This is a genomic window from Actinoplanes sp. ATCC 53533 (assembly GCF_003947245.1).
This window is the reverse complement of sequence record NZ_QHHV01000181.1, coordinates 1-12,695: the sequence shown is the minus strand read 5'-3', so window position 1 is coordinate 12,695 and position 12,695 is coordinate 1. Positions and strand designations below refer to the sequence as shown.

The 12,695-nt window shown below is 73.2% G+C and carries 12 protein-coding genes; 5 read left to right on the top strand and 7 right to left on the bottom strand.

The window, feature by feature from the left end; genetic code table 11:
- Together DMB66_RS44440 and DMB66_RS44435 are read right to left on the bottom strand one after the other, a co-directional pair.
- Positions 1–1,464, bottom strand: a complete 1,464-nt coding sequence (locus DMB66_RS44440) for an aminotransferase class V-fold PLP-dependent enzyme (protein WP_125810154.1) — start codon at positions 1,462–1,464, stop codon at positions 1–3.
- A gap of 62 nt (positions 1,465–1,526) precedes the next feature.
- Entirely contained in the window at positions 1,527–2,834 is a 1,308-nt protein-coding gene (locus DMB66_RS44435) for an MFS transporter (RefSeq protein WP_125810153.1), read from the bottom strand.
- Positions 2,835–2,883: 49 nt separating this feature from the next.
- On the opposite strand from DMB66_RS44435, the gene DMB66_RS44430 reads away from it, so the two are divergent.
- The gene (locus tag DMB66_RS44430) at positions 2,884–4,302 is read left to right on the top strand and encodes a gamma-glutamyltransferase (protein ID WP_125810152.1); all 1,419 of its coding nucleotides are present in this window, start codon (positions 2,884–2,886) and stop codon (positions 4,300–4,302) included.
- A 5-nt stretch (positions 4,303–4,307) separates the two neighbouring features.
- Here DMB66_RS44430 and DMB66_RS44425 read toward each other — a convergent pair whose 3' ends face one another.
- Entirely contained in the window at positions 4,308–5,237 is a 930-nt protein-coding gene (locus DMB66_RS44425) for an NAD-dependent epimerase/dehydratase family protein (RefSeq protein WP_125810151.1), read from the bottom strand.
- A gap of 102 nt (positions 5,238–5,339) precedes the next feature.
- On the opposite strand from DMB66_RS44425, the gene DMB66_RS44420 reads away from it, so the two are divergent.
- On the top strand, positions 5,340–6,017 hold the full coding sequence (locus DMB66_RS44420; RefSeq protein ID WP_125810150.1) for a TetR/AcrR family transcriptional regulator: 678 nt from the start codon (positions 5,340–5,342) through the stop codon (positions 6,015–6,017).
- Positions 6,018–6,154: 137 nt separating this feature from the next.
- Positions 6,155–7,417: a vanadium-dependent haloperoxidase gene (locus DMB66_RS44415; protein ID WP_125810149.1), complete on the top strand. Its 1,263-nt coding sequence runs from the start codon at positions 6,155–6,157 to the stop codon at positions 7,415–7,417.
- 8 nt (positions 7,418–7,425) lie between these two features.
- Here the strand turns inward: DMB66_RS44415 and DMB66_RS44410 are convergent, their stop codons facing one another.
- Both DMB66_RS44410 and DMB66_RS44405 read right to left on the bottom strand, forming a co-directional pair.
- Entirely contained in the window at positions 7,426–8,229 is an 804-nt protein-coding gene (locus DMB66_RS44410; RefSeq protein WP_125810148.1) for an SAM-dependent methyltransferase, read from the bottom strand.
- On the bottom strand, positions 8,229–8,531 hold the full coding sequence (locus DMB66_RS44405; RefSeq protein WP_125810147.1) for an MGMT family protein: 303 nt from the start codon (positions 8,529–8,531) through the stop codon (positions 8,229–8,231). Before DMB66_RS44405 ends, DMB66_RS44410 begins: the two co-directional genes overlap by 1 nt.
- Before the next feature lie 12 nt (positions 8,532–8,543).
- On the opposite strand from DMB66_RS44405, the gene proB reads away from it, so the two are divergent.
- Both proB and DMB66_RS44395 read left to right on the top strand, forming a co-directional pair.
- Complete coding sequence (proB, locus tag DMB66_RS44400) at positions 8,544–9,704, top strand: glutamate 5-kinase (RefSeq protein WP_125810146.1); 1,161 nt, start codon at positions 8,544–8,546, stop codon at positions 9,702–9,704.
- 100 nt (positions 9,705–9,804) lie between these two features.
- Entirely contained in the window at positions 9,805–11,043 is a 1,239-nt protein-coding gene (locus DMB66_RS44395) for a glutamate-5-semialdehyde dehydrogenase (RefSeq protein WP_125810145.1), read from the top strand.
- Positions 11,044–11,046: 3 nt separating this feature from the next.
- Here the strand turns inward: DMB66_RS44395 and DMB66_RS44390 are convergent, their stop codons facing one another.
- Both DMB66_RS44390 and DMB66_RS44385 read right to left on the bottom strand, forming a co-directional pair.
- Positions 11,047–11,877: a prenyltransferase/squalene oxidase repeat-containing protein gene (locus DMB66_RS44390; protein ID WP_125810144.1), complete on the bottom strand. Its 831-nt coding sequence runs from the start codon at positions 11,875–11,877 to the stop codon at positions 11,047–11,049.
- A 130-nt stretch (positions 11,878–12,007) separates the two neighbouring features.
- On the bottom strand, positions 12,008–12,695 hold a 688-nt coding region (locus DMB66_RS44385; protein ID WP_199752979.1), incomplete at its 5' end, for a rhodanese-like domain-containing protein.

The window sequence follows — 12,695 nt, the reverse complement described above, 5'->3', positions numbered from 1 at the left end:
TCAACCTACTCCGTGCCACGTGGGTCGCTGGAGCAGGCTCAGGAAGCCGGCCAGCAGCGCCTCGCGCAGCGCGGGCGGCGCCACGTTCAGCAGCGAGTTGACCGCGGCCATGCTCTTGCCGATCTCCTCGCCCAGGCCGAGGCCGGCGGCGAGCCCCTCGACCAGCTCCGGCGTGACCATTTCCGGGGTGAGCGCGCCGGCTGCCGCCAGCAGCGCGGGCGGCAGCTCGACCGGGCCGCGGACGCGGGTCGCGGCCACCGCGGCGGCCAGATCGGGCCCGAAGTCGGCGGCGGTCGCGCCGACCGCGGCCGTCACGGTGAGGTGGATGGTCGCGGGCAGCTTCCCGTACGCGAGCTGGGGCTGGGTGTGCCAGCCACGCGCCGCCAGCTCGTCGGCGAGCACGAACAGGTCGACCTCCGGCTCGGCCGCCAGGCACACGACACTCGTCTCCGGGGGCGCGAACAGGCGCACGCCGTCGGCGGCCTCGACCGCGCCCGCGAGCACGGCGACCGCGTCCCGGGTGTGCCCGGCCAGCCGCAGGTAGCCGTCGTCGCCCAGGTGGCGCATCGTGGCCAGGGCCGCCGCGATCGGGCCGCCGGAACGGGTGGACGAGATCACCGGGTTGACCATCGTGTAGCCGGGCCAGTCCGCGTACGCGAAGAACTGCGGCATCCGCAGCGCCGCGTCCCGGTGCAGCAGCACCGAGACGCCCTTCGGTGCGTACGCGTATTTGTGCAGGTCGACCGAGATGCTGGTGACCCCCGGGACGGCGAAGTCGAAGACCGGCAGGTCGGCGCCGAGCCGCCGCAGGTAGGGCAGCACCCAGCCGCCGAAACACGCGTCGACGTGGAACCGCACGCCCCGCGCGGCGGCGACGGCCGCCAGCTCGGGGATCGGATCGACGACCCCGTGGGCGTAGCTCGGCGCCGAGCCCGCCACCAGCACGGTCTCCGGCCGGATGGCCGCTGCCGTGGCGGCCGGGTCGGCCCGCAGGTCGGGGCCGACGGGCACGACGTCGAGGGCGACCCGCAGATAGTGCGCGGCCTTCGCGAACGCGGCGTGCGCGGTGGACGGGATCACCAGCCGCGGCCGCTCGAGCTCCGGATGCGCGTCCCGGGCCGCCTTCACCGCCAGGATCAGCGACTCGGTGCCGCCGCTGGTGACGCTGCCGACCACCTCCGGCGCGGCCGTGCCGGGACCGCCGCCGAGCACCCGCCCGGCGGCCGCGACCAGCGCGTTCTCCATCGCCAGCAGGGACGGGAAGGCCGTCGGGTCCAGGCCGTTGACGTGCGCGGAGATCGCGTACGCGGCGTGGGCCAGCTCGTCCAGCCCGGCGACGGCCGGGTCGTAGACATAGGCGAACAGCCGGCCGCCGTGCGTGGGCAGGTCGGCGGCCCGTAACTCACCCAACTCGGCGAGCACCTGCTCGCCCGGAACGCCGGTGCACGGCAACGCCTCGATCATGGACACCAAGCTAGCCCGTGTTTCGTAGGGGGGTCGACGGCGAGGCGGAGTCCAGGGGTCGGCTAGTCCCGATACCGGCGCAGCAGGGCGACCGCCGCCCCGACCAGCACCGCCGGGACGACCGTGAAGCCGAGCAGGACGCCGAGCCGGGCGGTCGGGTCCTGGGCCGCCGCCTCGCCGCTCGACGACGAGACGTAGCCGAAGAGCTGCAGGACCAGCGCATAGACGCCCGGGCCCAGGGCCAGGCCGAGCGTCTCGCCCGCGGTGAAGAGGCCGGTGAACACGCCGGCCTGGCGGCGACCGGTGCGGACGGTGTCGCGCTCGATCAGGTCCGGGAGCATCGCCAGCGCGAAGACCTGCTGGCCGGCGTACCCGGCACCGATCAGGGCGACGATCAGGTAGATCGCGACGGCGGGCAGCCCGGGGGACGCCAGCAGGGCGAGGGCACCGGCGGCGAAGAGCAGGGAGGCGGCGACCAGGCCGCGGAGCTTGCCGTGGCGGGCGCCCACCCGGCTCCACAGCGGCATGACCAGCAGCGCCGGCCCGACGAACGCGGCGAACAGGAAGGTGGCGCCGGCGTCCTGGCCGATGACGTGGTCGGCGAAGTACTGCACGCCCGCGAGCATCGTGCCGATGCCGGCGGCCTGGACGATGTAGCAGAGCAGCAGGTTACGGAAGGACGCGTTGGCCGCGGCGATCCGCAACTGGGCGCGCAGGCTCGGCTCCTGGTCCGCCGCGGTCCGGGAGTCCGCTGTGCGCGTACCGAAGAAGGCACCCAGGGTGCCCACGACGATGAGCGCGCCGACGAACGCGCCGGACCACCGGTGGCCGGCCAGGCCGCCGCCGCCCAGGTCGACGACCAGCGGGGCGAGCGCGCCGGAGACCAGGATGGCCAGGGCCAGGACCGCGACCCGCCAGGTCATCAGGCGGGTGCGCTCGGCGCGGCCGGTGGTGAGCTCGGCCGGCATCGCCACGTAGGGCACCTGGAAGAACGCGAAAGCGGTGGCCGCGGTCAGGAACGCGACCGCGACGTAGCCGCCCGCCGCGGCGCCGGTGCCGAACGGGCCGGCGAAGATCGCCGCGAAGAGCACGCCCAGCGCCAGGCCCGCGCCGAGCAGGAAGCCGCGCCGATCGCCGCTGCGGTCCGAGATCCGGCCGGCGACCGGGTTGACCAGCACGTCCCACGCCTTCGGCAGCAGCACGAGCAGGCCCGCCACGCCGGCGGCGACACCGAGCGTATCCGTCAGATATGGCAAAAGGAGCAGACCAGGCACTGTCCCGAAAGGTCCGGTCACCAGCGAACCCAGGGAGTATCCGGCGACGACGCGGCGGGACAGCCGTACGTCGGGCGAGGGACCGGCGACCGTCATGGACGCGGATCGTAACCATCGGCGGGCTGCTGCGCCTACGCTTCGCCGAATGGAGAATTCCGCACCGTCGTCCCGGGTCGCCGCCGGGGTCGCGGCCAGCCATCCGGCGACGGCCGAGGCCGGGCTGCGGGTGCTGCGCGCGGGAGGCACGGCCGCGGACGCCGCCGTCGCCGCCGTGCTCACCACCTGCGTCGCCGAGACCGTCTACACCGGGCTGGGCGGCGGCGGTTTCGCCACCTACTTCGAGGCCGCCACCGGCGCGGTGACCTGCCTGGACTTCTTCGTCTCGGTGCCCGGCACGGACGGCGACCGGACCGCCGGGCCGATGATCGCCGTCGACGTGTTCTTCGGCGGCGTGCCGCAGGTGTATTCGATCGGCGGGGCCAGCGTGGCGGTGCCGGGTGTGCCGGTCGGCTGCGGCGAGGTGCACCGGCGCTGGGGGCGGCTGCCCTGGGCCGACCTGGTCGCGCCCGCGCTGGAACTGGCCCGGACCGGGGTGCCGCTGCCGCCCGCGCACGCCCGGACCCTGGAGGCCTGCGCCCCGGCGCTGGCCCACGGCGCCGGCGCCGCCATCTATGCGCCACAGGGCAAGCTGCTGCGCGGCGGTGACCTGCTGTTCCATCCCGGGCTGGCGACGGCCATGGCGGCGCTCGCCGCAGAGGGGCCCGCCCTGTTCCACACCGGTTCCTACGCGCCACTGCTGGTGCGGACGGTCCGCGCGGCCGGGGGTGCGCTCGGCCCGCGCGACCTCGCGAACTACCGGGTGCTGGAGACCCACGTCGACCGGGCCACGCTCGGTTCCTACCAGGTCCGGGCCCGGCACGATCTCAACCGGACGGTCGACACGATCGAGGCCCTGCCCCGCGACCTGCCCACGCTGCCGCGCCCGGCCCGGACCGTGGCCGTGGCCGCCGCGCTGCGCGACCGGGGCCGGCAGAAGATCGGCGACACCACCAACGTGTCGGTGGTCGACACCGCCGGCAACGCCTGCGTGATCACCACGACGATGGGCCTCGGCGCGGCGGTCTGGCTGCCGGGGCTGGGCGTCAACCTGAACTCCATGCTGGGCGAGGGCGAGTTGATCACCGACGACCTCGCGCCGGGCGTCCGGATGTCGTCCAACATGTGCCCGCTGGTGGTCATCGACGACGAGGGCGCCCTCGCCGTCGCCGCCGGCTCCGCGGGCGCCTCGCGGATCCGGACCGCGCTGGTCGACACGCTGATCGGCGTGCTGGTCGACGGCGTCGACATGCCCACCGCGATCGCCCGGCCCCGCTTCCACGTCGTGGACGACATGGTCCACGCCGAACCGGGCTTCCCGCGCGCCGAACTGGCCGCGCTGGTCGAGGCCGGCTGGCGGATCACCGAGTGGCCGGAGCTCAACCACTACTTCGGCGGCGTCACGGCGGTGGGGGTCGGCGGCGCGGCCGGCGACCCCCGCCGGGACGGCGTCGGGCTGCTCCTCTAGCGGGCTCACATCCGGCGGGCCAGGGTCGACTTCACGTCGGCCGCGACCTCGCGCAGCGACACGTCCAGGTCGGTGGCGGTGAGGCCGAACGTGCGCTCGGTCAGCGAGCTGTCCATGATGAACGGCGCGTAGAACTGGTAGTCCATCTCGGCCAGCTCGCGGGCCATCGGCACCACCACGCCCGCGGTGCGCATCACGAAGCGCGGCAGCTGCCGGATCGGGACCGGCTTGGCGCCGGACAGCGCGAAGTAGCGGTCGGCCAGTGCCCGGACGCTGAGCGCGGGAGCCGACGGCACGTGCCACGCCCGGCCCCAGGCCCGCTCGTCGCCGGCCAGGTCGGCCAGGGCCCGGGCCATGTCGCCGGTGTAGGTGAAGGTGTGCGGCGCGTCGATGTCGCCGGGCGCCCAGGCCGTCCGGCCCTTGGTGATCGCCGGGAGCAGCACCGCGGAGAACACCGACGAGGCACCCGCCCCGATGTAGTCGGAACCGCGGACCTCGACCGTGCGCACCCCGCTGGCCAGGGCGTCCTGCCACATCTTGATCCGTACGCGACCCTTGCGGCCGGTCGCGGCGAGCGGGCTGTCCTCGGTCATCCGGCCGCCCGGGACCGGGCCGTAGCCGTACAGGTTGCCGGTGATGGTCAGGACCGCGCCGGAGCGCTGCGCGGCGGTGAGCATGGCGGCGGCCATCGGCGGCCAGAGCGCCTCCCACTGGGTGTACTTCGGGTTCGCGCAGTTGTAGAGCGCGGACGCGCCGTGGGTCAGCTCGGTGAGCCGGTCCGCGTCGGTGGCGTCGGCGGCGACCCGCTCGATCAGCGGGTGCGCGGGGCCGGTGCCGCTGCGGGTCACGACGCGCACCGACTCGCCGCGCTCGGCGAGCAGGCGGGCCACCCCGGAACCGATCGGGCCGGAACCGACGATCACGTGCTTCGACATTGCGTTCTCCTTTGTGAGCACTGCTCTCCGTTGAGAACAACAATCTCACCTCATCGCCGCGTTTGCAAGAGCAGTGCTCTCTTTTGTGGCAGACTTGCCGGCATGACTGCCGCATCGATCCGGGCTCGGGTACGCGCCGAGATGACCGACGAGATCAAGAACGTCGCCCGGCGCCACCTCGCCACCGACGGCGCGAACCTGTCGCTGCGCGCGGTCGCCCGCGACCTCGGCATGGCGTCGTCCGCCGTCTACCGCTACTTCGCCAGCCGCGACGAGCTGCTTACGGCCATGATCATCGACGCGTACGACGCCCTGGGCGGCACCGCTGAGGCGTCGGTGGGCGCCGGCCGGTTCCTGGACAGGTTCCTGAGCGCGTGCCACGCGGTCCGCGACTGGGCGCTGGCCAACCCGCACGAGTGGGCGCTGATCTACGGCAGCCCGGTGCCCGGCTACCAGGCGCCGCGCGACACCGTCGAGCCGGCCATCCGGGTGATCCTGCTGATCGGCAAGATCGTCGGCGAGGCCGCGGCGGCCGGCGAGATCGAGGCCGGCGAGCCGATCGGCGGCCCGCTGGGCGAGGACCTGGCGGCCGTGGCCCAGCAGGCCGCGCCGGGCGCGACACCCCAGCTCGTGGCCCACGGCCTGGCCGCCTGGATCCACCTCTGTGGCGCGGTGAGCGCGGAGCTCTTCGGGCAGCTCAACAACACCATCAACGCCCGGCGGGAGTTCTTCGAGCTGCAGATGCGCGGCGCAGCGTCGATCATCAGCCGACCGGTCTAGACATCGGGGCCGGGTCGACGGCACCCCCGCGGCGGGTACCACACGGTGCCCACCGCGTCGCTATAGTCTCTCCCAGTGCTTTCATATTGATCTATGCCGATGTGTGGATCAATGAGGTATCCCTTGGGGAGGGAACCATGAGTCGACGTTTGGCCGTCGCGGCACTTCTCGCGATGGTGTCACCGATCGCGATCGCATCGACCGCACCGGCGGCCTCCGCCACCACATCCACCACCAACGCCATGATCACCTGGGACCGCAACGCCCAGACCGCCATCTGGGACGTCGGGCAGCAACTGCCATGGAAGCAGAGCCGCGGCTTCGCGATGGTCAGTGGCGCCGCCTACGACGCGGTCAACGCCATTCTCGGCACGCCGTACCGGCCGCTGCTGGCCGCGCCGCCGGCCACCGGCAGGGAGTCGACCGAGGCGGCCGTCGCGACCGCGTACTACCTGGTGCTGACCGCGGTGCTGCCCGAGCAGGCCGACCGGCTGCGCGTGCAGTACGACGAGGCCCTCGCCGCCATCCCCGACGGACCAGCCGAGCGGGGCGGCATCGCGGTGGGCCGGCAGGCCGCGGCCACCATGATCGCGGCGCGGGAGAACGACGGTTCCGACGCCGACGCGCAGTGGGCCATCGGCACCGAGCCCGGCCAGTGGCGGCCGACGCCGCCGCTCAACACCGGTGACGGCGCCGAGGTCGCCGACATCAAGCCGCTCCTGGTGCCCAGCGCCGCGATGTTCCGCACGGCCGGCCCGCCCGCGCTCACCAGCGCCGCATACGCCCGCGACCTCAACGAGGTGAAGGCGATCGGCAAGGTGGACAGCACGGTGCGCACCACCGACCAGACCGAGGCGGCGATCTGGTGGCACGACCGCAACCTGACCGAGTGGCAGATCAAGCGACAGATCGCCGAGACGCAACACCTGAGCCTGCTGCAGACGGCGCGGATGTTCGCCATGGTGGACGCCATCGCGCTCGACGCCCAGATCGCCTGCTTCGACGACAAGCGGGCGTGGGGTTTCTGGCGGCCGATCACCGCGGTCCGGCTCGCCGACACCGACGGCAACCCGCGCACCACGGCGGACCCCACCTGGACGCCGCTGCTGATCACGCCGCCGTTCCCGGACCACCCGTCCGGGCACGCCTGTGGCACCGCGGCGCGCATGGCGACGATGCGGACGTTCCTCGGCCGCGACCGCGTCGCCTTCTCCGCCTACAGCGTGGCCACGGGGACCACCCGGCACTTCACCAGCTTCTCCCATGCGGTCGAGGAACTGCTGGGGGCACGGGTCTGGGGCGGCATCCACTTCCGTACCGCCGATGTGCAGGGCGGCAAGCTCGGTGAGGCGGTGAGTGCCTACGTGACCGCTCGCTACTTCAAGCGGAACCGCGGCTGATCAGCTGGTCAGCCGCGCCGGGCGTGGATCACATGGCCGCCCGGGGTGCCCTTCGGCACGTCGGGGCGGCCGAACCAGCGGGCCGCCAGCTCGGCCGGGCCCAGGTCCTCCAGCTCGTCGAAGCCGCGGGCCCGCAGCTCGGCGGCCAGCTCACCGGGCAGGAAGTAGCTCCGCCACGGCTCGCCGATGCTCGCCACCCGGGCCGCGCGGGCCTCCAGGGCGGCCCGGCGCTCGGGTGACATCGACGACGGCGGCATCGCGTAGTCGAAGACGACCTCGGCCTGCGGCGTGGCGGCGATCAGCGAGAGCGTCTCGTCGAACCCGGCCCGGCTCAGGTAGGGCACCACGCCGAGCCACAGGAAGAACGCCGCGGGCTGCGCGGCCAGCCGGTCGGCGAGCGACTCCCGCTCGAAATCCACCGGCACGTAGGTCAGCGACTCCGGCACCGCGATCCCCGCCGCGGCCAGCCGCTCGCGCTTGAAGGCCTGGGTGTCCGGGTGGTCGACCTCGAAGACCCGCAGCTCCGGCCATGGATTGCGGTAGGCGAACGTGTCCAGCCCTGCGCCGAGCACGACGAGCTGCCGGGTGCCGTTCCGAACCGCCGCGGCCAGCGCATCCTCCGCGAACCTGCTCCGGGCGGCGATGAACAGGCGCATCCCCCGGCGGTCCGGCGCCTGCTCGGCGTCCGGCGGCACCCCGAGGATGGGTACGGCCAGCGGGTCGCCGAAGATCTCGCCGCCCTCGATGACCTGGTGTGCCGCGCGGTAGCGGGCCGCGCTGAACGCTGTGCGGCTGGGCTGTCCGGTCTCCATCAGGGCGTCCAGCTCGCTCGGGCCATGTCCACGTGCTCCCCCTTCAACGGCACGCCCTCGCTGAGGAGCCGCTGCCGTGCCTCCTGCTCGTGCCCGGGCGGCATCCGGCCGGCGCTGTTGACGACCCGGTGCCACGGGACGCCGCCGCCGTGCCGGGCCATGATCGTGCCGATCCGGCGCGCCGAGTTGCGGCCCGAGCTGTCCGCGAGCGCGTCGGCGACCGCCCCGTAGGACATGACGCGACCCACCGGGATGCTCTCCACGAGCTGGAGAACCTCTTCGACGTACTCCTGCGGTGTCACCGACGCCACGATATGGGATCTCACCCCGGCGGCGCAGGCCGCGGCGCGCAGAATGGTCGGGTGCGAGAACAGGTGACCGGGGCGCGACGGATCGTGGTGAAGGTGGGCTCGTCCTCCCTGACCACCGCGACCGGCGGAATAGACGAGCAGCGCGTGGACGCCCTCGTCGACGCGCTCGGCGGGCTCGCCACCCAGGGCCGGGAGATGGTGCTGGTCTCCAGCGGCGCGATCGCCGCCGGGCTGGCCCCGCTGAAACTGCGCCGGCGTCCGCGCGACCTGGCCACCCAGCAGGCCGCGGCCTCGGTGGGTCAAGGGCTCCTGATCGGGCGGTACGCGGCCGGCTTCGCCCGGCACGGGCTGACCGTGGGACAGATCCTGCTCACCGTCGACGACGTGACCCGGCGCGCGCATTACCGCAACGCCTACCGAACGCTGCGGAAGCTGCTCGACCTCGGCGCGCTGCCGATCGTCAACGAGAACGACACGGTGGCCACGGAAGAGATCCGGTTCGGCGACAACGACCGGCTCGCGGCCCTGGTGGCCGCCCTGGTCCAGGCCGACCTGCTGGTGCTGCTCTCCGATGTGGACGCCCTCTACACGGGCGACCCGTCGTCCCCGGCCGCCCGCCGCATCACGGTGGTCCGCGACGAGGCCGACCTCGCGGACATCTCGGTCGGCGCGGCGGGCCGGTCCGGCGTCGGCACGGGCGGCATGGTGACCAAGGTCGAGGCGGCCCGGATCGCCACCGGCTTCGGCATCCCGGTGGTGCTGACCGCGGCGCCCCTGGCCGCGGCGGCCCTGGCCGGCGACGAGGTGGGCACCCTGTTCCACGCGGCCGCGCGCCGCCCCACGGCCCGGTTGTTCTGGCTGGCCCACGCCACGTCGCCGCGCGGCCGCCTGCATCTGGACCCGGGCGCGGTGACGGCGGTGGTGGCCCGGCGCAAGTCGCTGCTGCCGGCCGGGATCACCGCGGTGGACGGCTCGTTCGCGGCGGGCGACCCGGTGGACCTGGTGGACGCGGGCTCGGGCGCGCCGGTCGCCCGCGGCCTGGTCAACTACGATGCGGTCGAGCTGCCGGCCCTGCTGGGCCGCTCCACACCGGAGCTGGCGGCGGCGCTCGGCCCGGGCTACGAACGCGAGGTCGTGCACCGCGACGACCTGGTTCTGTTGTGAGCGCCCGCCCGGACACCCGGGGCGGGTATGACTTCGGCGGCGCGGCGGTGCAGGATGAAGCAGTCGCCGTCCGTCACGGCGCGAGTATCGAGGAGTCGCCATGACTGTGCTTCAGCAGGCCGCCGAGGCCCGGTCCGCCGGCATCGAGCTGGCCACCGCCACCCGCGCCGAGAAGGACGCCGCGCTGCTGCTGATGGCTGACCGGCTGGTCGAGCGCGCCGACGACATCGTCGCCGCCAACGCCGTGGACGTGCAGAACGCCCGTACCGCGGGGTCGCCGGAGGCCATGATCGACCGGCTGTTGCTGACCGCCGAGCGGGTCGCCGCGATGGCCGACGGCCTGCGGCAGCTGGCCGCCCTGCCCGACCCGGTCGGCGACGTGGTGCGCGGGTCGACGCTGGCGAACGGCCTGGAGCTGCGGCAGATCCGGGTGCCGTTCGGCGTGGTCGGCATCATCTACGAGGGCCGGCCGAACGTGACGGCGGACGCGGCCGGCATCTGCCTGAAGTCCGGCAACGCGGTGCTGCTGCGCGGCTCCGGCTCGGCGCAGAGCTCGAACGCCGCGATCGTCTCGGTGCTGCGCAAGGCCGTCGCCGACTCGCACCTGCCGACGAATTCGATCCAGCTGCTGGACGCGACGACCCGCGACTCGGTAAAGGATCTGATGCGCGCCCGCGGCCTGGTCGACGTGCTGATCCCGCGCGGTGGCGCGTCGCTGATCAAGACGGTGGTCGAGGAGTCGACGGTCCCGGTGATCGAGACCGGCGTCGGCAACTGCCACGTGTACGTCGACGAGGACGCGGACCTGGAGAAGGCCCTCGGGGTGGTGCTGAACTCGAAGACCCAGCGCCTGTCCACCTGCAACACGGCGGAATCGCTGCTGGTGCACTCCGCGCTGGCCGAGTCGTTCCTGCCGCTGGTGATCGAGGAGCTGGTGTCGGCGGGCGTGACCGTGCACGGCGACCCGCGCGTGGCGGGCTTCGAGGGCGTGGTGCCGGCGACCCAGGAGGACTGGGGCAAGGAATACCTGTCGGCCGACATCGCCGTCGCGGTGGTGGATTCGCTGGACGACGCGCTGGACCACATCCGTCGCTGGGGCACGGGCCACACCGAGGCGATCGTGACGGAGAGCCTGGTGGCAGCCCGCCGCTTCGCGGCCCGAGTGGACGCGGCGGCCGTGATGGTCAACGCTTCGACCCGCTTCACGGACGGCGGCGAGTTCGGCTTTGGCGCCGAGATCGGCATCAGCACCCAGAAGCTGCACGCCCGCGGCCCGATGGGCCTGCCGGAGCTCACCTCGACGAAGTACATCGTCACGGGCAACGGCCACACCCGCTGACGGTCAGGTCGGCGCGTTGAAGGCCGTTCGTCGACAGGCTCGGATGGCGATCAGCGTGGTGTTCACGTCGAACAGCGGTCCCTCGTCGCTGTCCCAGCCGCCGTCCGTCCGTTGCGTCTCGCCCAGGCGTTTGCGGGCGCTCTGCAGCAGCCAGTCGTCGCCGAGGTTGACCCGGCGCAGGGCCGCCGCCATGTTCGCCGCGTCCGCCGGGGACATGCCGCGCAGCCGGTCGCCGAGCACCAGCTGCACCTGCGCCGATTCGTAGAAGAACTGCTGTTCGTGCAGGAGCCCGGCGGCGTGCCAGCCGGCTGCCAGGAAGGACGGCCAGGTGCCGTCCGGGCGCAGCCGGCCGACCACGAACCGGGCCGCCGCCTGCAGCACCGTCGCGTAGCGGGCCGGCTCCTCGTGGCGGGGGTGCGCCTCGACCTCGGCGACGGTGAGCCAGAAGCCCGCGACGGAGGTCAGGTAGAGGGTCGCCTCCGGGTCACCGGGCATCGCCCAGGGCGGCGCCTCGGCGGCCAGCGCCTCGGCCTCCTGCCAGGTGCCGTCCGGGCGCTGCACGGAGGCCAGCCAGGCCAGCGCGCGTTCCACCGCGGGGCCGTGCAGGCCGCCGAGGTCGTCGAGCTCGGCCAGCCGGAAGCAGGTGGCGTCGACCGACGGCACCCAACCGTCGCCGGCGGCGGGCCAGCCGCCCGCCGACGTCTGCTCGTTCTCGATCCGCTCAAGGGCGGTGGCAGACGGCATCGTGCCCGTGCGCAGGAAGGAGAGCCGGGCTCGTTCTACCGGGTCGCCGTGGGCTACGACGTATCCGACCGCGGCATCGATGTCGACCACGATCAAAGACGCTACCGCTCAGATCCGCTTTCCGCTGCGCTGTCTCGGCAACTGTCTAATAGGTCCGCTCCGTCCGCAGCACAGCGAGGCGGCCGCCGACCCGGCCCGGGTCGGCGGCCGCTGGCCGGACTCAGTAGGACGGAAGGGACGGATCCACCGTGTTGACCCAGGAGACGATGCCGCCCTGGACGTGCACGGCGTCCTTGAAGCCGGCCGCCTTCAGCGCGGCGAGCGCCTCGGCCGAGCGGACTCCCGACTTGCAGTGCAGCACGATCTGCCGGTCCTGCGGGAAGCGCGCCAGCGCCTCGCCGGAGAGGATCTCGCCCTTGGGGATCAGGGTCGCGCCCGGGATGCTGACGATCTCGTACTCGGCGGGCTCGCGAACGTCGACGAGGAACACGTCCTTGCCCGCGTCCTGCCAGTCCTTGAGCTCGCGCGCCGTGATCGTCGCGTTGAGGGTCGCCTCCTGCGCCTCCTCGGAGACCGCGCCGCAGAAGTCCTCGTAGTCTTCGAGGAGGTCGGTGACCGTCGGGTTCTCACCGCAGAGCGCGCAGTTCGGGTCCTTGCGAACCTTGATCTTGCGGTATTCCATCTCGAGGGCGTCGTAGACCATCAGCCTGCCGACCAGCGGCTCGCCGATGCCGGTGATCAGCTTGATCGCCTCGTTGACCTGGATCGAGCCGATCGACGCGCAGAGCACGCCCAGGACGCCACCCTCGGCGCAGGACGGGACCATGCCGGGCGGAGGCGGCTCGGGGTAGAGGCAGCGGTAGCAGGGACCGTGCTCCTCCCAGAACACCGACGCCTGGCCGTCGAAG